At 64.5% G+C, this 25518-nt stretch carries 21 protein-coding genes and 2 tRNA genes; 22 read left to right on the forward strand and 1 reads right to left on the reverse strand.

The window, feature by feature from the left end; translation table 11 throughout:
- From nuoI to ACTJI4_RS17845, 22 genes are all read left to right on the forward strand, one after another.
- Positions 1-489, forward strand: a complete 489-nt coding sequence (gene nuoI, locus ACTJI4_RS17740) for an NADH-quinone oxidoreductase subunit NuoI (RefSeq protein WP_068853404.1) — start codon at positions 1-3, stop codon at positions 487-489.
- A 6-nt stretch (positions 490-495) separates the two neighbouring features.
- Positions 496-1155 (forward strand): NADH-quinone oxidoreductase subunit J, encoded by a 660-nt coding sequence (locus tag ACTJI4_RS17745; protein ID WP_176472628.1) that lies wholly within the window; start codon positions 496-498, stop codon positions 1153-1155.
- Positions 1152-1457: an NADH-quinone oxidoreductase subunit NuoK gene (gene nuoK, locus ACTJI4_RS17750; RefSeq protein WP_440870095.1), complete on the forward strand. Its 306-nt coding sequence runs from the start codon at positions 1152-1154 to the stop codon at positions 1455-1457. Before ACTJI4_RS17745 ends, nuoK begins: the two co-directional genes overlap by 4 nt.
- 7 nt (positions 1458-1464) lie before the next feature.
- Entirely contained in the window at positions 1465-3672 is a 2208-nt protein-coding gene (nuoL, locus tag ACTJI4_RS17755; protein WP_440870096.1) for an NADH-quinone oxidoreductase subunit L, read from the forward strand.
- A 23-nt stretch (positions 3673-3695) separates the two neighbouring features.
- Positions 3696-5204, forward strand: a complete 1509-nt coding sequence (locus ACTJI4_RS17760) for an NADH-quinone oxidoreductase subunit M (RefSeq protein ID WP_068853397.1) — start codon at positions 3696-3698, stop codon at positions 5202-5204.
- Positions 5205-5219: 15 nt separating this feature from the next.
- A complete protein-coding gene (nuoN, locus tag ACTJI4_RS17765) occupies positions 5220-6680 on the forward strand; it encodes an NADH-quinone oxidoreductase subunit NuoN (RefSeq protein ID WP_440870097.1) in 1461 nt (486 codons plus the stop codon).
- Between the two features lie 109 nt (positions 6681-6789).
- Positions 6790-6866, forward strand: a tRNA-Met gene (locus ACTJI4_RS17770).
- Positions 6867-7072: 206 nt separating this feature from the next.
- Complete coding sequence (locus tag ACTJI4_RS17775) at positions 7073-7870, forward strand: RHS repeat-associated core domain-containing protein (RefSeq protein WP_440870098.1); 798 nt, start codon at positions 7073-7075, stop codon at positions 7868-7870.
- 32 nt (positions 7871-7902) lie between these two features.
- On the forward strand, positions 7903-8775 hold the full coding sequence (locus ACTJI4_RS17780) for an RHS repeat-associated core domain-containing protein (RefSeq protein WP_440870137.1): 873 nt from the start codon (positions 7903-7905) through the stop codon (positions 8773-8775).
- Positions 8776-8836: 61 nt separating this feature from the next.
- Positions 8837-9643 carry an RHS repeat-associated core domain-containing protein gene (locus tag ACTJI4_RS17785; protein WP_440870099.1) on the forward strand — a complete coding sequence of 269 codons (807 nt, stop codon included), beginning with the start codon at positions 8837-8839 and terminating at the stop codon, positions 9641-9643.
- Between the two features lie 3 nt (positions 9644-9646).
- A complete protein-coding gene (locus ACTJI4_RS17790) occupies positions 9647-10459 on the forward strand; it encodes an RHS repeat-associated core domain-containing protein (protein WP_440870100.1) in 813 nt (270 codons plus the stop codon).
- A 3-nt stretch (positions 10460-10462) separates the two neighbouring features.
- Complete coding sequence (locus ACTJI4_RS17795; protein WP_440870101.1) at positions 10463-11344, forward strand: RHS repeat-associated core domain-containing protein; 882 nt, start codon at positions 10463-10465, stop codon at positions 11342-11344.
- A 103-nt stretch (positions 11345-11447) separates the two neighbouring features.
- Positions 11448-11524: transfer RNA gene (locus ACTJI4_RS17800), tRNA-Met, on the forward strand.
- A 394-nt stretch (positions 11525-11918) separates the two neighbouring features.
- On the forward strand, positions 11919-12509 hold the full coding sequence (gene rimP, locus ACTJI4_RS17805; protein ID WP_392919987.1) for a ribosome maturation factor RimP: 591 nt from the start codon (positions 11919-11921) through the stop codon (positions 12507-12509).
- A 7-nt stretch (positions 12510-12516) separates the two neighbouring features.
- Positions 12517-14028: a transcription termination factor NusA gene (gene nusA / locus ACTJI4_RS17810; protein WP_339448850.1), complete on the forward strand. Its 1512-nt coding sequence runs from the start codon at positions 12517-12519 to the stop codon at positions 14026-14028.
- Positions 14029-14123: 95 nt separating this feature from the next.
- Positions 14124-16757 (forward strand): translation initiation factor IF-2, encoded by a 2634-nt coding sequence (gene infB, locus ACTJI4_RS17815; protein ID WP_440870102.1) that lies wholly within the window; start codon positions 14124-14126, stop codon positions 16755-16757.
- A gap of 129 nt (positions 16758-16886) precedes the next feature.
- Complete coding sequence (rbfA, locus tag ACTJI4_RS17820; RefSeq protein ID WP_392919980.1) at positions 16887-17285, forward strand: 30S ribosome-binding factor RbfA; 399 nt, start codon at positions 16887-16889, stop codon at positions 17283-17285.
- 75 nt (positions 17286-17360) lie between these two features.
- Positions 17361-18269, forward strand: coding sequence for a tRNA pseudouridine(55) synthase TruB (truB, locus tag ACTJI4_RS17825; RefSeq protein ID WP_440870103.1), 909 nt, complete (start codon positions 17361-17363; stop codon positions 18267-18269).
- A 162-nt stretch (positions 18270-18431) separates the two neighbouring features.
- Positions 18432-18692 carry a 30S ribosomal protein S15 gene (rpsO, locus tag ACTJI4_RS17830; protein ID WP_392919974.1) on the forward strand — a complete coding sequence of 87 codons (261 nt, stop codon included), beginning with the start codon at positions 18432-18434 and terminating at the stop codon, positions 18690-18692.
- Between the two features lie 150 nt (positions 18693-18842).
- Positions 18843-20951, forward strand: a complete 2109-nt coding sequence (pnp, locus tag ACTJI4_RS17835; RefSeq protein WP_440870104.1) for a polyribonucleotide nucleotidyltransferase — start codon at positions 18843-18845, stop codon at positions 20949-20951.
- A gap of 326 nt (positions 20952-21277) precedes the next feature.
- Positions 21278-22450, forward strand: a complete 1173-nt coding sequence (locus ACTJI4_RS17840; RefSeq protein ID WP_440870105.1) for a glycoside hydrolase family 18 protein — start codon at positions 21278-21280, stop codon at positions 22448-22450.
- Between the two features lie 228 nt (positions 22451-22678).
- Positions 22679-24271: a tetratricopeptide repeat protein gene (locus ACTJI4_RS17845; protein ID WP_440870106.1), complete on the forward strand. Its 1593-nt coding sequence runs from the start codon at positions 22679-22681 to the stop codon at positions 24269-24271.
- Here the strand turns inward: ACTJI4_RS17845 and ACTJI4_RS17850 are convergent.
- Positions 24240-25316: a serine hydrolase domain-containing protein gene (locus tag ACTJI4_RS17850; RefSeq protein WP_440870107.1), complete on the reverse strand. Its 1077-nt coding sequence runs from the start codon at positions 25314-25316 to the stop codon at positions 24240-24242. The genes ACTJI4_RS17845 and ACTJI4_RS17850 overlap by 32 nt on opposite strands.
- Positions 25317-25518 lie beyond the last annotated feature (202 nt).

Consider the following 25518-nt stretch of genomic DNA (forward strand, 5'->3'; position numbering starts at 1 on the left):
ATGAATCGAATTACCCATTACTTCAAAAGCCTGCTCCTGCTCGAGCTGCTCGGCGGTCTGTGGCTGACCCTGAAGTACACGTTCAAGCCGAAGTACACGCTGATGTACCCGATGGAGAAGTTCCCGCAGTCGCCGCGGTTCCGTGGCCTGCATGCGCTGCGCCGCTACCCCAACGGGGAAGAGCGCTGCATCGCCTGCAAGCTGTGCGAAGCGGTCTGCCCGGCGCTGGCCATCACCATCGATTCGGCCAAGCGCGAAGACGGCACCCGCCGTACCACCCGCTACGACATCGATCTGTTCAAGTGCATCTTCTGCGGCTTCTGTGAAGAAAGCTGCCCGGTGGACTCGATCGTCGAGACCCACATTCTCGAGTACCACTTCGAGAACCGTGGCGAGAACATCGTTACCAAGCCGCAGCTGCTGGCCATCGGTGATCGGCTTGAAGCCGAAATCGCCGAGCGTCGCGCCGCCGATGCCGCTTTCCGCTGAGGTTGAATGATGGATTGGGTAAATATCTTCTTCTGGGTCTTCTCCATCGTGGCGGGCATTTCCGCTGCGGCGGTGATCAGCGTGCGCAATCCGGTCTACGCCGTGCTGTGCCTGATCCTGACCTTCTTCTCCGTGGCCTGCATCTGGATCCTGGTCGGGGCTGAATTCCTCGGCGTGGCGCTGGTGCTGGTCTACGTCGGCGCGGTGATGGTGCTGTTCCTGTTCGTGGTGATGATGCTCGACATCGACGCCTCCAACCTGCGCGAAGGCTGGGTCCGCTACCTGCCGCTTGGCCTGGTGGTCGCGGTCACCATGCTGGTGCAGATGCTGATCCTGATCGGGGTGAAGGGCAGGGCGGTCAACCCGCTGCCGGCCGACAACGCCGCCGCGCTGGCTGCCGACAGCTCCAACATCACCTGGCTGGCCCGCAGCCTGTTCACCGAATACCTGCTGCCGTTCGAGTTCGCCGCCGTCATCCTGACCGTGGCCGTGGTGGCCGCCGTGATGCTGACCCTGCGTCGCCGCACCGGCCTGAAGACCCAGAACCCGACCGAACAGACCATGGTCAAGGGTCGCGACCGCCTGCGCGTGGTCAAGATGGCGTCGGAAACCCCGGTGGTCCACACCAACACCAAGCCGTCCAGCAACGAGGAGGCTGCCCCGTGATCACCCTCGGTCATATCCTGGCACTCGGCGCGCTGCTGTTCTGCATCAGCCTTGCCGGCGTCTTCCTCAACCGCAAGAACATCATCGTGCTGTTGATGTCCATCGAACTGATGCTGCTGTCGGTGAACATCAACTTCGTCGGGTTCTCGCGCGAAATGGGTGACACGGCCGGCCAGCTGTTCGTGTTCTTCATCCTCACCGTGGCCGCGGCCGAGGCCGCGATCGGCCTCGCGATCCTGGTAACCCTGTTCCGTACCCGCCGCACCATCAATGTCGGCGAAGTCGATTCGCTGAAGGGCTGATCCGTAGATGGAAATTACTCTCTCCAAGAGTCTGTTGATCGCCGTGGTGCTTGCACCGCTGGTCGGCAGCATCATCGCTGGCCTGTTCGGTCGTCAGGTAGGGCGCATCGGCGCGCAGACCGTCACCATCCTGGGTGTCGCGGTCAGCTGCGTGCTGTCCAGCTACGTGTTCTACCAGCTGCTGTGGGGCGGCGCGCAGCCGTTCAACCAGAACGTCTACACCTTCTTCGAAGTCGGCCAGTACTCGGCGCATGTCGGTTTCATGATCGACAAGCTGACCGCGATGATGATGGTCGTGGTGACCTTCGTGTCCTTCCTGGTCCACGTGTACACCATCGGGTACATGCAGGATGACCCGGGCTACCAGCGGTTCTTCAGCTACATCTCGCTGTTCACCTTCTCGATGCTCACCCTGGTGATGAGCAACAACTTCCTGCAGCTGTTCTTCGGCTGGGAAGCGGTGGGCCTGGTGTCGTACCTGCTGATCGGATTCTGGTTCAAGCGCCCGACCGCCATCTTCGCCAACATGAAGGCGTTCCTGGTCAACCGCGTGGGCGACTTCGGCTTCATCCTGGGTATCGCCGGCGTGCTGTGGGTGTTCGGGTCGCTGGACTACGCCACCGTGTTCGCCAATGCATCGGACATGCTGGTCAACGGCCAGAACTCGCACCTGCAGGTGTGGTCCGGTGCGATCAGCCTGTTCGGCAGCTCCATCCAGGTCACCGATGCGCCGGTCATCTGGGCGACCGCCACCATCATCTGCATCTGCCTGTTCATCGGTGCCATGGGCAAGTCGGCCCAGGTCCCGCTGCACGTCTGGCTGCCGGACTCGATGGAAGGCCCGACCCCGATTTCGGCGCTGATCCATGCTGCGACGATGGTCACCGCGGGCATCTTCATGGTCACCCGCATGTCGCCGCTGTTCGAGCTGTCGCAGACCGCGCTGAACTTCGTGCTGTTCATCGGTGCCACCACCGCGTTCTTCACCGGCCTGATCGGCATCGTGCAGAACGACATCAAGCGCGTCGTCGCGTACTCCACGCTGTCCCAGCTGGGCTACATGACCGTGGCGCTGGGCGTGTCGGCCTACTCGGCCGCCGTGTTCCACCTGATGACCCACGCCTTCTTCAAGGCGCTGCTGTTCCTCGGCGCGGGTTCGGTGATCATCGCCATGCACCATGAGCAGGACATGCGCAAGATGGGCGGCCTGCGCAAGTACATGCCGATCACCTTCATCACCATGTGGATCGGTACGCTGGCCCTGGTGGGTACGCCGTTCTTCTCCGGCTTCTACTCCAAGGACACCATCATCGAGGCGGCCAAGCATCACGCCGAGTTCTCCTCGAGCTGGGTGGCAACCTATGGCTACTGGGCCGTGCTGGGTGGCGTGATCGTCACCAGCTTCTACAGTTTCCGCCTGCTGTTCCTGACCTTCCATGGCAAGGAACGCTTCCGGGATGCGCATGATGATCACAGCCATGGCCACGGCCATGACGAACAACACGGCGCAGACGCACATGCCGATGCCCACCATGGCGACGCGCACCATGACGACCACGACCACGGCCACGGCCACGGTCCGCATGAGCCGCACGAAACCCCGTGGGTGGTGACGCTGCCGCTGATCCTGCTGGCGATCCCGTCGATCTTCATCGGTTACTTCAGCATCGGTCCGATGCTGTACGGCACCGACTGGGCCGGCCACCATGCCGAGCACGGCATCCCCGGCCAGGTGCATTCGTTCTTCACCGGCGTTGTCGATTTCTACGACCCGGCACGCAACACCATTGGTGCCCTGGCTGAAGAGTTCCATGGCCCGCTTGGTTTCGTTGGCCATGCCATGAAGGGTCCGGCCGTGTGGCTGACCCTGGCAGGCTTCCTGCTGGCAGTCCTGTTCTACCTGTGGAAGCCGGAACTGGCGACCCGCGCACGCAAGACCTTTGCGCCGCTGGTGTCGGTGCTGGAGAACAAGTATGGGTTCGACAAGCTCTGGATCGGCGGTTTCGCCGGTGGCGGCATCAAGCTGGGCAAGGTTTCGCGCGCGATCGACACGAACATCGTCGATGGTGTGGCGGTCAACGGTTCGGCGCGCCTGATCGATCTGGCGGCCAACCTGCTGCGTCGCACCCAATCCGGTTTCCTCTATCACTACGCCTTCGCGATGATCATCGGCCTGATTGCCCTCCTGGGCGTCCTGATGCATTACCTGCGTTGATGACCTGTACGGAATAAGAAGACGTGTCGAACTGGCCTCTACTCAGTGTTCTCATCTGGCTGCCGATCCTCGGCGGTGCCTTGATCCTTGCCATCCGTGATGCACAGACCGCCCGTTGGGCGTCGCTGGGCGTGGCGGTACTGACCTTCGTGATCAGCCTGTCGCTGCTCAGCGGCTACGACGTGGCCAACGACGCACTTCAGTTCGTCGAGACCCGCGCCTGGATCCCCGCCTACGACATCGGCTACAACCTGGGCGTGGATGGCATCGCCATCGCGCTGATCCTGCTGACCACCCTGGTTTCGGTGCTGGCGCTGATCGGCGCCTGGAGCGCCATCGACAAGCGGGTCAACCAGTACGTGGCCGCCTTCCTGATCCTGGAAGGCGTCACCGTGGGCATCTTTGCTGCGACCGACGCGATGCTGTTCTACGTGTTCTTCGAAGCGATGCTGATCCCGATGTTCCTCATCATCGGTGTCTGGGGCGGCCCGCGCCGCATCTACGCCGCGCTGAAGTTCTTCCTGTACACCTTCCTCGGCTCGGTGCTGATGCTGGTGGCGCTGATCTACCTGTACCTGAAGGGCGGCAGCTTCCAGCTGGCCGACCTGTACCAGCTGCAGCTCTCGGCCCAGGAGCAGACCTGGATCTTCTTCGCGTTCCTGATCGCCTTCGCGGTCAAGGTGCCGATGTTCCCGGTCCACACCTGGCTGCCTGACGCCCACGTGGAAGCGCCGACCGCCGGTTCGGTGATCCTGGCCGCCATCGCGTTGAAGATCGGTGGCTACGGCTTCCTGCGCTTCAACCTGCCGATCGTCCCCGATGCCTCGCAGGAATGGGCCTGGCTGGTGATCGCGCTGTCGCTGATCGCGGTGATCTACGTCGGCCTGGTCGCCCTGGTCCAGGACGACATGAAGAAGCTGATCGCCTATTCGTCGATCGCGCACATGGGCTTTGTCACCCTGGGCACCTTCATTGCCCTGTGGCTCGTGCGTGATGCCGGCAACGCCGATGCAGCCCGCCTGGGCCTGCAGGGTGCGATGGTGCAGATGGTCTCGCACGGCTTCGTCTCCGGTGCGATGTTCTCCTGCGTGGGCGTGCTGTACGACCGCATGCACAGCCGCCGCATTGCCGATTACGGCGGCGTGGTCAACGTGATGCCGTGGTTCGCCACCTTCGCCATGTTGTTCTTCATGGCCAATGCCGGCCTGCCGGGCACCAGCGGCTTCGTCGGTGAGTTCATGATCATCATGGCCAGCTTCCAGCGCAATCCGTGGCTGGCCCTGGCTGCTGCAACCACGCTGGTCATCACCGCTGCCTACACGCTGTGGCTGTACAAGCGCGTGTTCTTCGGTGAAGTGGCCAACGCCCACGTTGCCGAACTGAAAGACATCAACGGCCGTGAATGGCTGGTGTTGGGTGTGTTCGCCGTGGGTACGCTGGCGCTGGGTCTGTATCCCAAGCCGCTGACCGACCTGATGGAACCCTCGATCGCGAAGCTGGCGATGCAGATCGCATCCAGCAAGTTGCTGTAATTCCAGGATTTGATGATGACCACCTCGCCGCTGTTGCCCTTGACCGCCGCTGACCTGCCGCCACTCGCGCCCGAGCTGGTGCTGATCGGCAGCGCGTTCACCCTGTTGATCCTCGATCTGTTCATCAGCAAGCAGAACAAGATCTGGACCCACCTGTTCTCGGTTGCCGCACTGGCGGTCGTGCTGTTCATGCTCGCCACCGGCGTGGGCGGGCAGGGCGAGGTCTTCCACGGCATGTTCGTCCGCGACACCGCGGCGGATGTGATGAAAGCCGTGATCGTGCTCTGCAGCGGGCTGACCCTGGTGTACGGCTGGAGCTACCTGCGCGAACGCGATCTGTTCCAGGGCGAAATCCCGGTCCTGATCCTGTTTGCCACCTCCGGCATGATGATCCTGGTTTCCGCCGGCAGCCTGCTGATGGTGTACCTGGGCCTGGAACTGCTGGCACTGTGCTCGTACGCACTGGTGGCCAGCAACCGTGACAACGGCCTGGCCACGGAAGCGGCGATGAAGTACATCGTGCTGGGTTCACTGGCCTCGGGCCTGCTGCTGTACGGCATGTCGCTGGTCTACGGCGCCACCGGCTCGCTGCACCTGGACGCCATCAACGCGGCCATTCCGAACTCTGACGAAAAGATGCTGCTGCTCACCGGCGCGGTGTTCATGATCGCCGGCGTGGCCTTCAAGCTCGGCGCGGCCCCGTTCCACATGTGGCTGCCCGACGTGTACCAGGGCGCCCCGGCACCGGTGGCGCTGTTCATCAGCTCGGCCCCGAAGCTGGCCGCGTTCGGCATGGCCTACCGCCTGCTGGAAGTGGGCGTGGGCCCGCTGTCGGACGAATGGAAGTACCTGATTGGTGGCCTGGCCGCGCTGTCCCTGGTGGTCGGCAACCTGATGGCGATCGCGCAGAGCAACCTCAAGCGCATGCTCGCGTACTCCACCGTCTCGCACATCGGCTTCCTGCTGCTCGGCATCGCCGGTGGTGGCGAGCGTGGCTATGCCGCCGCGCTGTTCTACGCCCTGAGCTACGCGATCATGTCCACCGCTGGCTTCGGCGCGATCATCGCTTTGTCGCGGAATGGGTTCGAGGCCGAGAAGATCGACGACCTGAAGGGCCTGAACGCCCGCAATCCGTGGATGGCAGGCCTGGTCCTGTGCATCCTGGCATCCATGGCCGGCATCCCGCCGTTCCTGGGCTTCTGGACCAAGCTGGCGGTGCTGGGTGCGGCCATCAACGGCGGCATGCTGTGGCTGGCCATCCTGGGTGTGATCTGTGCGGTGATCGGTTGCTTCTACTACCTGCGCGTCATCAAGGTCATGTACTTCGATGAGCCGGTGGGCGAGCCGCTGCCGGCCAACAACGACCGCGTGCTGGGCGTGGTGCTGGGCGTGAATGCCCTGGCGCTGCTGGCGCTGGGCTTGGCCTGGAACCCGATCATGGTGTGGTGCCAGCAGGCTTTTGCGCATCTCGCCTGAAAAGCGATACAAAACTGCGCAATTGGTGTAATATTCGTTTCCTGAGTTGTTGATGCAGCGATTTCGCCAGAACATCGTTGCGGTAGTAGATCAACTCAACCACTTCTGCTGCGGGGTGGAGCAGTCTGGCAGCTCGTCGGGCTCATAACCCGAAGGTCGCAGGTTCAAATCCTGCCCCCGCTACCAAATAGCCCCGGTGCAAACCGGCGGCAGGAACGAAAAGGCGATCCCGGCAACGGGGTCGCTTTTTTCGTTGTGGCGTCCGGTCGGCCGGGCAGGGGTCCGGCTCTACACGTGGGTTTCATCGCGGCGGGCGTATCTCATGACCTGTCGGGGGACACACGCAAGAGACGGCCGTCAGGCCAGGGGTGACCGTGTCCTCCTCATCTTCAATGCTTGGCTACAACGGTGTGCTGCATGAAGTGCATGCGCCCTGGCAGATCCTGGGCAACGGCTACCGTGTGTACAACCCGGTGCTGATGCGCTTCCACAGCCCTGACAGTCTGAGTCCGTTCGGCAAGGGAGGTCTCAACCCCTATGCCTATTGCCATTGCAATCCGGTCAACCTGACCGACCCCAGTGGCCACTGGTCGATCACGGCATTCGCCGCGAACCTGTTTGGCTTCAAGCTGAAGACGCCGCACGTGACGGGGGTAATGGTTGCACTGGGGGGCACTTTTGCGGCCGTGGGCCTGGCGGTGGCCGCCACCAACGATACGCAACGGGGGTTTGCCATCGGCGGCGCTATGGTGATGGGGGCCGCCACCATTCTGGGAAGCCGCTACGCCTGGACGCACCGTAAGATTCTGCCCCGGAGCACGCAATCGGTGGGGACGCCGAGCGCAGCGCCCAGCCTGGCCCCGACCCCGCCGCCTTCCCCAAGTCCCGCTCGAACGCCGACGCCGACGTCCGCAACGGGGGCGGCTCCCAGCACCGTCTCCACGCCGCCGACGGGTGGATCGCCTGCGCCCTCCGCACCGCCGATGTCGCCGCAACCGCGACCGGAAGCACTGCGCGTCAGCGCGCGCCCGCAGCAGCTTTCCCCACGTCCGAATGTGCCGCCCCCGCCGCCGCCCACGGCGGCCCAGATGGGGCGCGACCGGCTGCGCATATCGCAGCGGCTGCGCGTGGCGGACATCCGGAGAGGGTCCGCAGACTGGGAGATCGCCACCGGGTTTTCCTTGGCATGAACGCGTCGTCTTCCAGTTCCCGTCCTGGCGCAATGCGCCGGGACGCCTCCCCTTCACCGTCCATCGCTCGGGGTGGGCTCGGGTATAACGGCGGGCTGCATGAGTCGGGAGCGAGCTGGCAGTTCCTGGGCAACGGGTACCGGGTCTACAGCGCGGTACTGAGGCGCTTTCATAGCCTCGACAGCATGAGTCCCTTCGGCGAAGGAGGAATCAACCCATACGCGTATTGTGGGTGTGACCCCATCAACAACGTTGATCCCAGCGGTCACTTTCTCCTCCCGGTGGCCGCACTGCTTGGACTTGGATCACTGGGCGTGCTCGGTGCAGCAGGTGCCACTGCCTTGTCCGGAAAAAAGGAAGCGGCAACCATTCTTTTGGCGGTGGGTGGCGCTCTGCTCATGGGGGCGTTGGTTGCTGCTGGCGAATATGCGGTTCGCCCCTCCCGCCGGGGAGTACGGATCAGCAACAGTCTTGGACGAGGTGGGGTGAATATCTGGCGCGGCGCTGAGTTGGACGTAGTGCGTGTGCACGGGAACAAGTTTGTCAGCGGCTGGGGGAAGACGCCGATGAATGGCGTAGAACTCGCCAACGCGATCAAGTCGGCCGGAAGCGGCGGGCTCAAGCCTAAGCCGGTCGTCCTGCAGTCCTGCTACGGTGGGTTCGGCGGTAATGCGTCACAGGGCCAGGTGGTAGCCGATACATTGGGCGTTGAGGTGACCTCATACCTCGGAACAACAGCTGGCAGACCGGGGTTGCGGGAGTTGACCGCACAATCCACAGCAGTCGTGTTCACACCGCAGACCGGCGCTGCAAAAGAAGCCTCCCGCATTCGCAACGAGAAGATGAATCGGCGCCTGCACCCGCGTAGACACTCCAGGCGTCAGCGGCTTCAAGTAGACCCATGAGATCACTCCGCGCTGAACCCGCAGGATCAACAACCGGAACCCGATGGAAGGGGACGCGACCATGTGGACGTCTATGGGGTACAACGGTGAGCTTCATGAAGTCGGTGGATCCGTACAGTTGCTCGGAAACGGGTACCGAAGCTACAGCGCGATCCTGATGCGCTTCCACAGCCCTGACAGCATGAGCCCGTTTGGCGAAGGGGGAATCAACCCTTATACGTACTGCAAGGGTGATCCGGCCAACCATATCGACCCCAGTGGACACTTTCTGCTGCCGATGGCGGCCCTGTTCGGCGCTGGAGCAGTGGCATCGTTCGGCGCCTCCGCCGTTACGGGGCTGCTGGGGGAAAGGAAGAGCGCGGAATTCCTGGCCCTGCTTGGCGGCGTCCTCAGCGCGGTGGCGATACTTGCCGGTGGCATTCATGGTTTTACCGTAAGGCATTCGCGACTCAGGATGGGCGAGGTACGCATCCATCGGGGACGCAGGAAAAACATCCTGGACGTGCATGGCCGATCAGACGGATCTCTCGTCGGAAACCAGCCCATGGATGGTACGGAAATGACCGCGCTGCTCCGTTCGGAAGGGCTGGATGACAAGCCGCTGGTGTACCTGTCGTGCAATTCGGGAAGTGGACCCGCCTCACAGGCGCAAGTGGTGGCCAACGGAATCGAGCAACCCGTGATCGGGTTTCTGGGGCCTGTCAGAGTCAACAAATTCACGAACAGGCCCATGGGCGCTTACCGCGCCATCGTCTTTCATCCCCAGGCAGGTCTTGCCAGGGCAGCCACGGCAATACGGAACACGGCCCTGCATCGGAGATCACATTGGCGTAGCGCGCAGCGCCAGCCAAGGTCAGCCGAAAGGTGAACCATGGCGCGCCTGAATGGGTTTGGTTACAACGGAGAACTCCATGAAGCGCACGCCCCCTGGCAGATGCTGGGCAACGGGTACCGTGTCTACAGCGCGCACTTGAGGCGCTTCTATGGTCCCGACAACATGAGCCCGTTTGGCGCCGGTGGCATCAACGCCTACACGTACTGCGGAGGCGACCCTGTAAACAACGCAGATCGGAATGGACACTTCTACATGGCCATTTCGGGGCTGTTGGGGATGGGGGCAGTGGCAATGCTTGCCACTGCGGCTGCAAGCGGAATAGCCGGGGACAGAAAGGCTGCGGGTCTTTTTGCGGCCATTGGTGGAGCACTTGTTCTGGCCGCGTTCGCGGGTGCGGGTGTTCACCGCTTCGATATGCGGCACTCGCCTCTGAAACCGGGCGCGGTGCGGATAATCAAGGGGCGCCGCAGGGATATCGTTGACGTACACGGGTCGGCGAACAGATCCGATGTGAGCGGAAACGCCCTGGACGGAACGCAGATGGCTGAACTCCTCCAGGCTAAGGGAATAGGGAAAAAGCCTGTCACATTCCTGTCCTGCGGATCGGCAGATGGCCCGGCCCCCCAAGCGCAGGTGCTTGCAGACTTCTTCGACCGGCCATTCACCGGCTTTCGAGGCGACGTCGTGGTCAACGACTTCCGACGAAAGCCGATAGGGATCTATGAAGCGGTGGTGTTCCATCCTCAGCCCGGTCCCGCACGCTTATCCACGGCGATTCGCAACACCGCGCTGAATCGGCAATCGCAGACACATCGCGCACAGCGCAGGCCAAGAGCGGGAAGAAGGTGAGCCATGGAGCGTTTGAATCGGCTGGGCTACAACGGAGAACTGCACGAGCCGCATACGCCCTGGCAGATCCTGGGCAACGGGTATCGCGTCTACAACCCGGCGTTGAGGCGCTTCCACAGCCCGGACAGCATGAGTCCGTTTGGGCGGGGAGGCATCAACGCGTATGCGTACTGCAGCGGCGACCCGATCAACCATGCGGATCCAGACGGACATTTCCTGGCTCCGGTCGCGGCGCTCGCGGGCTTGGGCGTACTGGCCATGGGGGGCGTGGCGCTGTCGAAAGGACTGTCTGGCGACCGCAAGGGCGCAATCCTTTTTGGTGCGGTAGCGGGTGGACTGGTGCTGGCAGCGGGATTGGCCATCGGTGCGCGCGCGTATGCGGCGCGACAGGTGGCGGCATCGCCAGTGAAGTCCAGGCTGCCGGTAAAGATTGCAATGGGGTGGGGCATGCGAGGCGAGGTGATCATCCGGCGACGCAATGCCCACGGTGGCGTCAGCATGTCGATCATGGGCCACGGCAGTCCTTATGAAGTGCGTTGGGGCGCGAACTCACTGGACGGGCGGCAGCTGGTCCAACACGTGAAGGCGGCGGGGAGCGGAAAAGCGCCGGTGGACTACATCGAACTGAACGTTTGTTTTGGCGCGGCCGGGGACAGGGCATCCGTTGCGCAGGTGGTGGCCGATGATTTCGGAGTCCGGACATTCGCCTACCCTGAACAGACCTTCCGTGGCTGGGATGCCGGTGCAAAGTTGACCACGCCGAGACTGGCGCAGGTTTTCCTGCCCCAGACGGGAATCCGGCGGGCGGCGTCTGCCATTCGAAATACAGAGATGCATCGCAGGGCTAGGGGGCTCGATACGCGGCGGCAGCTGCAGCTTATTTGACGATGCGCTCGATGCAGTTTGCGGATAGCCCTGCATCGCCAGGCTCTACCGATGGCGGAGGGGTTGCGCAGGTTGTATGTTGCCTCTATAATCCCGCTTCTGCTGCGGGGTGGAGCAGTCTGGCAGCTCGTCGGGCTCATAACCCGAAGGTCGCAGGTTCAAATCCTGCCCCCGCTACCACAGAAAATCTGCAGTGCAGATGCAGTAGACGAAAAGGCGATTCCGGCAACGGGGTCGCTTTTTTCGTTGCGGGCGACCGCAGGTTTTTACAAAGCTGAATGGAGTGGTCGATCACGTCGTTTGACGTCCCGCCCGTTGCACCAGCGCGGTGCAACCGCTATCATCCACGGCTTAGCGGACTACCTGACTGGACCCATTCCCCGGAATGTGGACCGTCCCGCGACCGGCTTCCGGGCCGTGCGACTCCCCATCAGGTAGTCGTGACCCCCCGGAAGGCTGGCCATCCAGCACGACCGGAGTTGTACCGGACATGGGGCCCAGCGGGCCCTTTGTTGTTTCCGGGCCCCAGGCCGCACGCCGGGGCAGCACCTCTTTCAAGGAATCAAGGCCGACTGTGAGCGACAAGGCAACCGAAATCGCGAATCTGCTCGCCCCCACCGTTCAGTCGCTGGGTCTCGAGCTGCTGGGTGTGGAATATCTGACCGCCCCGGGTGGCGCCACGCTGCGCCTGTATATCGACGTGCCGCTGGCCGAACAGCCGGAGCGCGTGGTGAACATCGACGACTGCGAGCGCGTGAGCCGCGAAGTGTCGGCCCAGCTCGACGTGGAAGACCCGATCAGCGCCAACTACACGCTGGAAGTGTCCTCGCCCGGCGTGGATCGTCCGCTGTTCACCTTCGACCATTTCGAACGTGCGGTGGGCGAGTCGGCCAAGGTCACCCTCAAGCTGCCACAGGACGGTCGCCGCCGTCTGCAGGGCGAAATCCTCGGCGTCGATGCCGAGCAGAATACGGTCACCTTCAAGGTCGACAATTCACCGTTTACCGCCGACGTCGAGAATATCGAGAAGGCACGCATCATGCCGGACTGGGCCGCCCTTGGCCTGGCTCCGACCAAACCGACTGGCCCGGCACCCAAGCAGGGTGGCAAGGCGAACAAGAAACCATCCAACGAGCCGGCGGCCAAGAAGCCGCGCGCGGAGTGAGCCAACAATGAGCAAGGAACTTTTGCTGGTAGTGGACGCGGTCGCCAATGAAAAAGGCGTTCCGCGTGAAGTGATCTTCGACGCGATCGAAGCAGCACTGGCGTCGGCCGCGAAGAAGCGCTATCCCGACGAGGAAGTGCTGGCGCGCGTGTCGATCGACCACAAGGACGGCACCTACGAAACCTTCCGCCGCTGGGAAGTGGTGGCCGACGACGTGGTGATGGAGTCGCCCGATCGCCAGATTCGCCTGATGGACGCCATCGACGAAGCTGAAGGCGTGGAAGTGGGCGATTACATCGAAGAGCAGATCGAAAATCCGGATTTCGGCCGCATCGCGGCCCAGGCCGCCAAGCAGGTGATCGTCCAGCGCGTCCGCGAAGCCGAACGCCAGCAGGTGGTCGATGCGTGGAAGGACCGCGTGGGCGAACTGGTCACCGGTGTGGTCAAGCGTGCCGAGCGTGGCAACATCTACGTGGACCTGGGCGGCAACGCCGAGGCCTTCATCCCGAAGGACAAGGGGATTCCGCGCGACGTGCTGCGCGCTGGCGACCGCGTGCGCGGTTACCTGGCCGAAGTCCGCTCGGAACCGCGTGGCCCGCAGCTGTTCATCAGCCGCGCGGCGCCGGAATTCATGATCGAGCTGTTCAAGCTTGAAGTACCGGAAGTGGGCCAGGGCCTGGTCGAGATCAAGGCCTGTGCACGCGACCCGGGCGATCGCGCCAAGATCGCCGTGCTTGCCCACGACGCGCGCACCGATCCGATCGGCGCCTGCATCGGCATGCGCGGTTCGCGCGTGCAGGCGGTGTCCAACGAGCTCAATGGCGAGCGCGTGGATATCGTGCTGTGGAATGACAACCCCGCCAACTTCGTCATCAATGCGATGGCGCCGGCGGAAGTGCAGTCCATCATCGTCGATGAGGACAAGCACTCCATGGACCTGGCCGTCGCTGAAGAGCGCCTGGCCCAGGCGATCGGCAAGGGCGGCCAGAACGTGCGCCTGGCCAGCCGCCTGACCGGTTGGCAGCTCAATGTGATGACCCAGGACCAGGTGACCGCCAAGTCCGAGGCAGAGCAGGGCGTTGCCCGCCAGCTGTTCATGGACAAGCTGGAAGTGGATGAGGAAATCGCCGCCATCCTGGTGACCGAAGGCTTCAACACCGTGGAAGAAATCGCCTACGTCCCGGTCGGCGAACTGCTGGCCGTGGAAGGCTTCGACGAAGACATCGTCGAAGAGCTGCGTGCCCGTGCCCGCGATGCGCTGCTCAATGAAGCGCTCGCGGTGGAAGAGGGTCTGGAAGACGGTTCGCCGTCCGAAGACCTGCTCGCTCTGGAAGGCATGGACGAGGCTACCGCCTACGCCCTGGCCGGCCATGGCGTGCGTACGAGTGAGGACCTGTCGGACCTGGCCGCCGATGAGATCCTCGAGTTCGGTATCGAGGACATGGACCAGGAGCGCGCCGCCGCCCTGATCCTTGCCGCCCGAGCCGAGGAGATCGCCCGCCTGGAGCGCGGCGAATGAGCCAGCGATGAACAGTGCCCTGACCCGATCAGGGCTTAGACTCCGCGCTGCCTTCGCCCGTTTCGGAGGAGCGCCAACCAGATCATAGGATCCGAATGTCGCAGCAAACCACCATCCGCAAGCTTGCCGAACTGGTCAATACGCCGGTCGAAAAACTGCTTGAACAGCTTGCCGAAGCCGGCATGAAGTTCAGTGGTCCCGACCAGGTCGTGACCAGCACCGAGAAGGTGAAGCTCCTGGGCTTCCTTCGCCGTTCGCATGGCAAGACCGAGCAGCCCGTCGAAAGTGCCGACGAAGCTGCGAAGAAGATCACCCTCAACCGTCGCAAGTTGCAGGAAGTGACCGTCAGCGCCGGCCGCAGCAAGACCACCGTCAATGTTGAAGTGCGCCAGAAGCGCACCTACACCAAGGACGCCAGTGGCAAGGCAATGACGCCGGATGAGGAGCGCGCCGACATCCTGCGCAAGCTGGAGGAATCCCGCCAGCGCAATCTGGACGAGCAGCGCGCACTGGCCGAGAAGGACCGCGCGCGCGATGAGGAAATCGCACGCAAGCGCCAGGAAGAGATCGATGCAAAGGAGCGCGCCGAAGCTGAGCGCAAGGCGGCCGAAGCCGCTGCTGAAGCGGCAAGGAACGCCCCGCCGGCACCGGTAGCGCCGCCGCGACCGGCTGCCAGCGAAGCGCCGGCCCGGGCCGCGCGCCCGTCCGCGCCGGCACCGGCGCGTCCGGCTGCGCGTGCGGACGACCGCAACTCGAACAACAACCGTCCGGGCGCCAAGCGCGACGACGATGGTGGCAACCGTTTCGCCGGTCAGCTGCATCTGTCGGCCGCCGATCGCGCGCGCCGTGGCAACAACAGCAATTCGCGTGGTCGCCCCACCGGCCGCGCGCAGCACGGCGGTCGCCGCGACAGCAACCAGTCGCGCAGCGGCGGTGGCGCCCATGGTTTCGAACGGCCGGTCGCACCGATCGTGCGTGATGTCACCATCGGCGACACCATCACCGTGGCCGACCTGGCGCAGAAGCTGGCCCTGAAGGGCGGCGATGTGGTCAAGGCATTGTTCAAGATGGGCGTGATGGCCACCATCACCCAGACCATCGACCACGATACCGCTGCGCTTGTCACCGAAGAGCTCGGTCACAACGTGACCCGTGCCAACACCAACGACGCCGAAGACGCGCTGCTGGCGTTGAACGATACCGAACAGGGCGAAGCGGTTGCGCGTCCGCCGGTGGTCACCATCATGGGCCACGTCGACCACGGCAAGACCTCGCTGCTGGATTACATCCGCCGCACCAAGGTCGCCACCGGTGAAGCCGGCGGCATCACCCAGCACATCGGTGCGTACCACGTTGAAACGCCGAAGGGCGTCATCAGCTTCCTGGACACCCCGGGCCACGCCGCGTTCACCTCGATGCGCGCGCGCGGTGCCAAGCTGACCGACATCGTGGTGTTGGTCGTGGCGGCCGACGATGGCGTCATGCCGCAGACCAAGGAAGCGATCCAGCACGCCCGCTCCGCCGGTGTGCCGCTGATCGTGGCGATCAACAAGATCGACAAGTCCGGTGCCGACCCGATGCGCGTCAAGAACGAACTGCTCACCGAGCAGGTCGTGTCCGAAGACTTCGGCGGCGACGTGCAGATGGTGGAGATCTCGGCCAAGGCCGGTCTCGGTATCGACGACCTGCTCGATGCGATCTCGATCCAGGCCGAACTGCTGGAACTGAAGGCCGTGGCCGATGGCCGCGCCAGCGGCGTGGTCATCGAGTCCTCGCTGGACAAGGGCCGTGGCCCGATCGCCACCGTGCTGGTGCAGCAGGGTTCGCTGAAGAAGGGCGACTACCTGGTCTGCGGTATCCAGTACGGCCGTGTGCGTGCGCTGTTCGATGAGACCGGCAAGCAGCCCGACCAGGCTGGCCCGTCCATCCCGGTGCAGGTGCTGGGTCTGTCCGGCGTGCCGGATGCAGGCGATGACTTCGTCGTGGTCGAGGACGAGCGCCTGGCCAAGGACGTCGCGCAGCAGCGCGAAACCAAGCGCCGTGAATCGCGCCTGGTGCAGTCTGCCGGCAGCCGCATGGAGGACATCATGGCAACCCTGGGCAAGGGCGATGGCCAGCAGGTGCTGAACCTGGTGATCAAGGCCGACGTGCAGGGTTCGGTGCAGGCGCTGAGCCAGGCACTGGTCGCGCTGTCCAACGATGACATCCGCATCAACGTGATCCACTCCGGCGTGGGCGGCATCACCGAATCGGATGCCAACTCGGCCGTTGCCTCCAAGGCCACTGTGATCGGCTTCAACGTACGTGCGGATGCTTCGGCCCGCCGCATCATTGAATCCAACGGCGTGGACCTGCGTTACTTCTCGATCATCTATGACGTGATCGATCAGGTGAAGCAGGTGGCATCCGGCTTGCTCGGCGTGGAAATCCGCGAAGAGATCATCGGTATCGCCCAGGTCCGCGATGTGTTCCGCAGCTCCAAGTTCGGTGCCGTGGCCGGCTGTATGGTCATCGAGGGCACGGTCAAGCGCAGCAAGCCGATCCGCGTCCTGCGCGACAGCGTGGTGGTGTTCGAAGGCGAGCTGGAGTCGCTGCGCCGCTTCAAGGAAAATGTCGAGGAAGTCCGCAACGGTACCGAATGCGGTATTGGCGTGAAGGCTTACAACGATGTGAAGCCGGGCGACCAGATCGAGTGCTTCGAGCGTATCGAAGTGCCGCGCACCCTGTAATGTAAAAGGGGGCCCGACCAGCGGTTGGGCCCTGCCAGGATTCCGGAGCCCTGCCTGCGGGTCCGGAACCCCCCGGTAGGTCACGACCGTTGGTCGTGACCCGTCCACCCGAACACTGAAGAGCTCCTCGTGCCGAAAACCTTCCATCGAACCGACCGTGTTTCCGCCCAGATCCGCCGTGAGCTGGGTACGCTCGTGCATAACCTCGTGCGTGTACACGGCTTGCCCTCGGTGAGCGTTTCCGACGTCGAAATCACCCGTGACATGGCCCACGCCAAGATCTTCGTCACCGCGTTGATGCCGGAGCGTGCGGCCGAAGCGATGAAGGGACTCAAAGAGCTTGCCTGGGAGCTGCGCATGGACCTGGCCAAGGCCATGAAGTTGCGCCACGTGCCGGAGCTGCACTTCCACTACGACGATTCGGTCGATCGTGGTGAGCACATCGACAATCTCCTGCGCGACCTGCCCGACACGCTCGCGGCTGAAAAGAGCCGCAACGCCAAAGACGGCGAAGACAAACCCGAATAGACCAACAGCCCGAAAGGGCTGTTGTCCTGTATGGCACGGCACCCGTGCCTGCACGACCAATCCCGGCGAAACACCATGACCCGAATCACCTTCCGTCGCCTGGACGGCATTCTCCTGCTCGACAAGCCCACCGGCATGAGCTCCAACGCCGCGCTGCAGGTGGCCCGCCGACTGTACCGCGCCGAGAAGGGTGGCCACACCGGCAGCCTGGACCCGTTGGCCACCGGCCTGCTGCCGCTGTGCTTCGGCGAAGCCACCAAGATCGCCGGCCTGCTGCTGGGTTCGGCCAAGGCCTACGACGCCGACGTCGTCCTCGGCCAGACCACCGATAGCGACGATTCCGACGGCAGCGTGCTGCTGGAACGCCCCGTGCCCGCGATCAGCCGCGACCAGCTCGAGGCGGCGCTGAGGCCGCTGAACGGCCACATACGACAGCGCGCCCCGATTTTTTCCGCGCTCAAGCAGGGGGGTGAACCGCTGTACCTGAAGGCGCGCCGCGGAGAGACCATCGACGCGCCCGAACGCGATGTCGAGGTTCATTCCATCGAGGTTCTGGATCAGCAGCCGACCCGGCTGTCGCTGCGCGTGACCTGCGGTTCAGGCACCTACATCCGCAGCCTGGCCCGCGACCTGGGCGAAGCCCTGGGCTGCGGCGCGCACATCGCTGGCCTGCGCCGGCTGTGGGTGGACCCGTTCCGCGACGCCCCCATGGTCACCCTGGATACCCTGCGCGCCCTGGCGGAGCAGGGCGACGAGCCGGCCATGGAGGCGCTGCTGCTGCCGCTGGCGGCCGGGTTGGTCGACTACCCGCGTGTCGATCTGGATGCTGAACAGGCGCCTCGGTTCTGCGTGGGCCAGCGCCTGCGCGACCCGGCCTGGCCGCCCGGCACCGTGGCTGTGTACGGCCCCGACGCCCGTATCCAGGGGCTTGGCGAGGTCGACCAGACCGGTCGGCTGTCCCCGCAGCGCCGCTTCAACCTCTGACCCGTACCCACCCGGCGCTTGTTCCGGGAGGCTGCGGCCGTTACAATTTCGCGGCCTTTTCAGGCTTTCCCGCGTCTGCGGGTTCATCCTTTCGTTAACGGCGAGTCGCGCGGTACGCCAATGGGGCGTTTCTGCGGGCCACGCATCCAAGAGAAAACAGACATGTCGATCGACACCCAGAAGGTCATTGAAGACAACAAGCGCAGCGCTGCCGATACCGGCTCCCCGGAAGTGCAGGTCGCCCTGCTGACCGCGCGTATCGAGTTGCTGACCGGTCACTTCAAGACCCACAAGAAGGATCACCACAGCCGCCGCGGCCTGCTGCAGATGGTCAACCGCCGCCGCAGCCTGCTGGACTACCTGAAGAAGAAAGACGCCGTACGTTACAAGGCCCTGATCGAAAAGCTCGGCCTGCGTCGCTAAGCAGGAATCCCGACCGCGGCGCAGGAATGCGCCGCGGTTTTGTTTTGGTAGTACCGCATCAATCGCCAGGACCGGACTTCCGGTCACCCGTCGGCGGCAAGGGTCGCCCGCGGTCCATTCGAAGACAGCATTTCCCCAAGGACATCCCCCGTGGCAAAAATCACCAAAACCTTCCAGTACGGCAAGCACACCGTCACGCTTGAAACCGGCGAAATCGCCCGTCAGGCCGGTGGCGCCGTCATCGTCAAGTTCGACGACACCGTGCTGCTGGTCTCCGCCGTCGCCGCCAAGAGCGCACGTGAGGGCCAGGACTTCTTCCCGCTGACCTGTGATTACCAGGAGAAGTTCTACGCCGGTGGCCGTATCCCGGGTGGCTTCTTCAAGCGCGAAGGCCGCGCGACCGAGAAGGAAACGCTGATCTCGCGCCTGATCGATCGTCCGATCCGTCCGCTGTTCCCGGAAGACTACAAGAACGAAGTGCAGATCATCGCCACGGTCATGTCGTTGAACCCGGACATCGACGGCGACATTCCCGCGCTGATCGGTGCCTCGGCGGCGCTGTCGCTGGCCGGTACCCCGTTCAAGGGCCCGATCGCCGCTGCCAAGGTCGGTTACAGGAACGGCGAGTACATCCTCAACCCGACCGTGACCGAGCTGAAGGATTCGGAGCTGGAACTGGTTGTGGCCGGTACCGCCAACGCCGTGCTGATGGTCGAATCCGAAGCCGCGCTGCTCTCCGAAGACGTGATGCTGGGCGCTGTGACCTTCGGTCACCGCGAGATGCAGAAGGTCATCAACGCCATCAACGAGCTGACCGTGGAAGCCGGCACCAAGCCGTCGACCTGGGTCGCCCCGGCCAAGAACGACGTGCTGATCAGCGCCCTGCAGGAAGCCATCGGCCCGCGTCTGGGCGAAGCCTTCCAGGTGCGCGACAAGCTGCAGCGCCGCGACGCCATCGCGGCGATCAAGAAGGACGTGATGGAATCACTGGCGGGCCGTGTTGCTGCTGAAGGCTGGAACCCGGCTGAACTGTCCAAGGAATTCGGCGAGCTGGAATACAGCACGATGCGCAACTCGGTGCTGGACACCAAGGTCCGCATCGACGGCCGCGCACTGGACACCGTCCGCCCGATCGCGGTCAAGACCGGCATCCTGCCGCGCGTGCACGGCTCGTCGCTGTTCACCCGTGGTGAGACCCAGGCCATCGTGACCATCACGCTGGGTACCGCCCGCGACGGCCAGGTGATCGACGCCGTGTCCGGCGAGTACAAGGACAACTTCCTGTTCCATTACAACTTCCCCCCCTACTCGGTGGGTGAGACCGGCCGCATGATGGGCCCGAAGCGTCGCGAAATCGGCCACGGCCGCCTCGCCAAGCGCGGCGTGCTGGCAGTGATGCCGTCCCTGGAAGCCTTCCCGTACACCATCCGCGTCGTGTCGGAGATCACCGAGTCGAACGGTTCCTCGTCGATGGCGTCGGTCTGCGGTTCCTCGCTGGCCCTGATGGACGCCGGCGTGCCGGTGAAGTCGCCGGTCGCGGGTATCGCGATGGGCCTGGTCAAGGAAGGCGAGCGCTTCGTGGTCCTGTCCGACATCCTGGGTGACGAAGACCACCTGGGCGACATGGACTTCAAGGTGGCCGGTACCGCTGAGGGCATCTCCGCCCTGCAGATGGACATCAAGATCGAAGGCATCACCGAAGAGATCATGAAGCAGGCACTGCAGCAGGCCAAGGCTGGCCGTCTGCACATCCTGGGTGAAATGGCCCACGGCCTGACCGCCCCTCGCCAGGAGCTGTCGGACTACGCGCCGCGCCTGCTGACCATCAAGATCCACCCGGACAAGATCCGCGAAGTGATCGGCAAGGGGGGTTCCACCATCCAGGCCATCACCAAGGAAACCGGCACCCAGATCGACATCCAGGACGACGGCACCATCGTCATCGCGTCGGTCAATGCCATCGCTGCGCAGGCGGCCAAGGCCCGCATCGAGCAGATCACCTCGGACGTCGAGCCGGGCCGCATCTACGAAGGCAAGGTCGCCAAGATCATGGACTTCGGTGCGTTCGTCACCATCCTGCCGGGCAAGGACGGCCTGGTCCACGTCTCGCAGATCTCCAGCGAGCGCGTTGAAAAGGTCGGCGACAAGCTGAAGGAAGGCGACGTGGTCAAGGTCAAGGTGCTGGAAGTCGACAAGCAGGGCCGCATCCGCCTGTCGATGAAGGCCGTCGAGGAAGGCGAAGGCGCCTCGGCCGAGTAATCCGCCAACGGCGGATTACGAGGGTAGGTGACGACCGTTGGTCGTCACTCCTTGGAAAAAGACGGGCCTTCGGGCCCGTTTTTTTTGTTTGGCGCACGATCTTCGATCAGGGGCGTCGCGAGCGTCCAGAGCCCCGCCGCGGCCGGTAGGCCCCTGTGCAGATGTCCCCCGGCAGCCGCGTCTGCTTTGCCCCGAGGGCCCCTGTGCAGTCATTGCGTTTCCCGTCCACGGCTACAGGACGTGTCCGCCGGACAGATTCGCAGGACATCCGGCCATGACGGCCTGCGCCTTGTTAACGTTGGCCCATTCCTCTCCACGGAGTCTCCATGTACCGCCTGTCTGCTTCCCTGTTGGCTGCTGCCCTTGCGGTCGCGCTTCCGCTCGCCAGCCATGCCGCCCCGGCGTCGAATGCGGTGATCGGTGCCTACTATCCGGGCGGTTCGGCCGGGCGCTATCCGGTGGCGTCCATTCCCGCCGATACGCTGACCCATCTGTTCTACGCGTTCGCGCGGATTGATGATGGAAAGTGCGTGGTGGACGACGGCGCTGCCGCGCACTTCAAGGCACTGGCCGCGCTCAAGCGCGACCACCCGCAGCTGCACACCCTGATCTCCATCGGCGGCTGGAGCGCCGGCGGCTTCTCCGATGCCGCGCTCACCGCACAGAGCCGCGAACGTTTCGTGCGTTCGTGCGTGGCGATGTTCTTCGAGCAGCATCGCGGCAGTTTCGACGGCGTGGATATCGACTGGGAATTCCCGGTCTCCGGCGGCCCGCTGAACATCACCGACCGCCCGCAGGACCGTCGCAACATGACGCTGCTGGTGCAGGAATTCCGCCGCCAGCTCGATGCGCTGGATGGCGGCCGGGGGCCGCACCGGCTGTTGACCGCCGCACTGCCGGCCGGTCGCGTACAGACCGACGGCCCTTACGATCCCGCGCTGAGCTATGAGTTGAAGGAACTGGGCAAGGCGCTCGATTTCATCAACCTGATGAGCTACGACATGGGCACCGGCTTCTCCAAGGTGTCCACCTTCAACGCGCCGCTGCGCGCGGTACCGCAGGACCCGCTCGCACCGGAACAGCGCCGCTGGAACAGCGTGGAAGGCGCGGTGCAGTATTACCGCCAGCACGGCGTGCCCAACGACAAGCTGGTGCTGGGCGTGCCGTTCTACGGGCGCGGCTTCAAGGTCACCACCGAATCTGCCGATGGCCTGTACCAGCCCTACAGCGCCCCGTTCGATGCCGGCGACTGGCGCCGCATCAAGCAGGAATTCCTCGGCACGCCTGGTTGGCAGCGGCACTGGCACCCGGTGGCGCAGGCGCCGTGGTTGTACAACGCCGCCGACAAGGTCTTCATCAGCTATGAAGACCCGACCTCGATTGCGTTACGTGCGGACTACGCCAAAGACCAGAAGCTGCGCGGCGTGTTCACCTGGGAACTGACCGGCGATGACGACCAGGCCAGCCTGCTGAAGGCCATGGCCGCGCCGTTCAAGTGAAGCCGACTACACGCAGGTAGAGTCGGTTCCCAAACGACTGCCGTGGACGCGTAGACATTCGGTGACGCATGACCGTAAGCGAAGCAGAAGCCTTTTCCGCCAGCGCTCATGCCGTCACCGAATGTGGGTAGTGCAATGGCGGTCGATGGGGATGCGACCCTACCGCGGGAATGCTGCCCGGATTATCGGGCTCTAACGCTCCGGCCGGGCCTGCACTATGCTTCCCGCATGAGTACTGTCCGGCTGCTGGACCTGCATATCGACCGTGCCGCGCAGCAGGTGCGGCGCGGTGAGGTGGTGTTGCCGGTCAGCGGGCTGAGCTGGCGGTTGCTGGACTGCCTGCTGGAGCACGGCGCCGAGGTGGTCGACTTCGATACGTTGGCCGAGCAGGTCTGGGCACCGGCGGTGGTGGGCGAGGACGCGATCAGCCAGCGGGTGAAGCTGCTGCGCCAGGCTTTGGGGGATGACAGCCGCCAGCCGCGCTACGTACGCTCGGTGCGGGGGCGTGGTTACCAGTTGTGCGCGCCGCTGCAGGCGTGCGCAGCGGAGGCACCGACAGCGACGCCGACGGAAGGATCGCAACGACGCCTGCATCGGCGTTGGGCTTGGCCGGTAGCAGGCGTGGCGGCGGTCGGCGCCATCGTCGCAGTCGTCGTTACGCGGCCGGGCAGCTCGCCGCGGGCCCCGGCAGACCCGGTGCTGGAGCGTGCCGGTTATTACGCCAGCATTGGGCAGGCCAGCAACAACGATCGTGCCATTGCGCTGTATCGTCAGGCCCTGCAGATCGACCCGGATTCCAGCGCCGCACGGCGTGGCCTGGCGCGCGCGTTGGCGGCCGATGCCTGTTTGTTCAACGGCGAGCCAGCGAGTGCGCAGGAGGCACTTCAGCTTGCCGGGCAGGTGCTGCAGGCGGCGCCTGATGATGCCGCCGCGCATGCGTTGCGTGGTTATGCCCACGACTGCATGGGCGCGATGCCGCTGGCGATTGCCGATTACGAGCAGGCGTTGCGGCGCGATCCCGACGATGAACGCACCCGCGCCTCGCTGGCCTACCTGCAGCAGGAACAGGGCCACCTGGCGCAGGCGCTGAAAGCCAACCTCACGCTGCGCGCGCCCGAGCGGATCCGCTTCCGCGACGTGCAGGTCGCGCGCGAACTGGAACTGCTCGGCTTCACCGACGCCGCCGCACGCCGCCACGCGCGCAACTTCCAGCTGTACCCGGACAACGTCTTCAGCAACATCGCCTGGCCACGTGCGCTGATGAACATGGGCGAGCTGGACAAGGCTCGCCAGGCACTCGACCAGGCGCTCGCACGTGGCACCCCGCATCCGCAGCTGCTGCGCCTGCAGGGCGAACTGCTGCTGATGGGCGACGACCCGCAGGGGGCGGCGCAGGCCTTCGAGCAGGGTCGCCGGCTGCGCCCGTTGCAGTCGCTGGGCACAACCCTGGCCGGCCTGCAGCAGCCGGACGGCGGGCCATCCCCGGAGTGGATTGCCGCCCGGCTGGGTGAGGTCTCCGCGCAGGCTGACGACGGCTGGTCGGATGCCGCCGTGGAACGCGCGCTGCTGCACCAGGCCCAGGGCGATGCAGCGGCGGCAATCGCCGACCTGCACCGTGCGGTGGACGCCGGCTTCCGCGACGCCGCGTGGTTGCGCGTCACCCCGTTGTTCGCCCCGCTGCGGCAGGCGCCCGGCTGGGAGCGCCTGCTGGCCCGGATCGAGGCGGACGTGGCCACACAGCGTGCCCAGGTGCTGGCCGCGCCCTGGCGCCCCGATGACCTGAACGGCCTCAGCGCAGCGCCGGCAACAGGAATTCGGTAAGCACCCGGCGCGACTGCGGGTGGGCATAGCTGCGGTTGTAGGCCGTGCTGGTGACCACCGCGACCAGCTTCTTCTCCGGCATCACGAACACGTAGTTGCCGCCGTTGCCCGACATCGCCCACACCGTGGTTTCCTTGCCGTCCACCGGCAGCTTCAGGCCCCACCACTGGTAGCCGTAGTCGCTGCCGTCGTCGGTCTCGGCCTGTGCGCTCACCATGGCAGAAACGTACGCGGCGGGAACGAGCTGCTGTCCCTGCCATTTGCCGCCGGCCAGCACCAGCTCGCCCAGCCGGGCCAGGTCGCGGCTGCGGTAGCGGGTGCCGCCGCCCCCCATGCCGATGCCTTCGGGGGAACGGTTCCAGTGGCTGCGGGTAATGCCCAGTGGGCGTTCCAGGGCCTGCGCGGCGTAGTCGGCCAGCGGCAGTTTCGTGGCCCGTTCCAGCACCGCGCCCAGCACGAACGAATCGGCGGTGCAGTAGGCATGCGCGCGGCCGTGCGGGCTGTCCTCGGGGCGGCGCATCCAGGGCGCGAAGCCCTTGACCGGCAGCGCCAGCGCGAAGTCCAGCCAGCGCTCGGTCACGTACATGCGCTCTTCGTTGCCGCTGGAAAACTGGTTCTGGTCATCGCACTCCCACAGGCTGCTCATGGTGAGCAGGTCTTCCAGCGTGGTGCCGCGCAGGCGGGGGTCGACCGGGTGCTGCGCGGTGAATTCCGGGAAGTAGTCGTAGACGCGGGCCTGCACACCTGGCAGGTGCCCGGCGCCGATGGCCGCCCCCACCAGCAGCGAGGTCACGCTTTTGCTGGCCGAGCGTACATCGTTGAGGGTTTCGGCATCGGCACCGTTGAAATAGCGTTCGTAGGCCACCGTGCCATCGACCAGCAACAACACGCTGGTGACCTGTTTGATGTCCTCGCGGGCGATGCCCGCCTCGAGCGCGGCGACCGGGGCGGGGTCCAGCTTCGGCGGGGCGGCCAAGGCCGCAAAAGGCAGGCAGGCGGTGATGGAAATAACCAGTACGATGAATCGACGGACGGGGTGGGGCATGGTGGCGCTCCTCGGAAGTGAGGCTCCACTAAGCCAGCACCGCGTCTGAAGTGCTGGAAGAACGTCTGAAGAATTCTGAAAGCAGCACGCCGGCCTGCATCGGGCGATGCAATCGTCGGTAGGGTCGGTTCCCGAACGACTGCCGGTAACGGCGCAACGTCCGGTAACGCATGACCTCGAACGGGGCGACGCATTTCGCGCG

This window comes from Stenotrophomonas sp. 22385 (assembly GCF_052045085.1).
Classification (GTDB): Bacteria; Pseudomonadota; Gammaproteobacteria; order Xanthomonadales; family Xanthomonadaceae; genus Stenotrophomonas.

Bases quoted from the DNA above. Each gene is read 5' to 3' on its own strand.
- nuoI (WP_068853404.1), top strand. From the start codon at position 1: ATGAATCGAATTACCCATTACTTCAAAAGCCTGCTCCTGCTCGAGCTG.
- ACTJI4_RS17745 (WP_176472628.1), top strand. From the start codon at position 496: ATGATGGATTGGGTAAATATCTTCTTCTGGGTCTTCTCCATCGTGGCG.
- nuoL (WP_440870096.1), top strand. From the start codon at position 1,465: ATGGAAATTACTCTCTCCAAGAGTCTGTTGATCGCCGTGGTGCTTGCA.
- nuoN (WP_440870097.1), top strand. From the start codon at position 5,220: ATGACCACCTCGCCGCTGTTGCCCTTGACCGCCGCTGACCTGCCGCCA.
- ACTJI4_RS17775 (WP_440870098.1), top strand. From the start codon at position 7,073: ATGCTTGGCTACAACGGTGTGCTGCATGAAGTGCATGCGCCCTGGCAG.
- ACTJI4_RS17780 (WP_440870137.1), top strand. From the start codon at position 7,903: ATGCGCCGGGACGCCTCCCCTTCACCGTCCATCGCTCGGGGTGGGCTC.
- ACTJI4_RS17785 (WP_440870099.1), top strand. From the start codon at position 8,837: ATGTGGACGTCTATGGGGTACAACGGTGAGCTTCATGAAGTCGGTGGA.
- ACTJI4_RS17790 (WP_440870100.1), top strand. From the start codon at position 9,647: ATGGCGCGCCTGAATGGGTTTGGTTACAACGGAGAACTCCATGAAGCG.
- ACTJI4_RS17795 (WP_440870101.1), top strand. From the start codon at position 10,463: ATGGAGCGTTTGAATCGGCTGGGCTACAACGGAGAACTGCACGAGCCG.
- nusA (WP_339448850.1), top strand. From the start codon at position 12,517: ATGAGCAAGGAACTTTTGCTGGTAGTGGACGCGGTCGCCAATGAAAAA.
- infB (WP_440870102.1), top strand. From the start codon at position 14,124: ATGTCGCAGCAAACCACCATCCGCAAGCTTGCCGAACTGGTCAATACG.
- truB (WP_440870103.1), top strand. From the start codon at position 17,361: ATGACCCGAATCACCTTCCGTCGCCTGGACGGCATTCTCCTGCTCGAC.
- rpsO (WP_392919974.1), top strand. From the start codon at position 18,432: ATGTCGATCGACACCCAGAAGGTCATTGAAGACAACAAGCGCAGCGCT.
- ACTJI4_RS17840 (WP_440870105.1), top strand. From the start codon at position 21,278: ATGTACCGCCTGTCTGCTTCCCTGTTGGCTGCTGCCCTTGCGGTCGCG.
- ACTJI4_RS17845 (WP_440870106.1), top strand. From the start codon at position 22,679: ATGAGTACTGTCCGGCTGCTGGACCTGCATATCGACCGTGCCGCGCAG.
- ACTJI4_RS17850 (WP_440870107.1), bottom strand. From the start codon at position 25,316: ATGCCCCACCCCGTCCGTCGATTCATCGTACTGGTTATTTCCATCACC.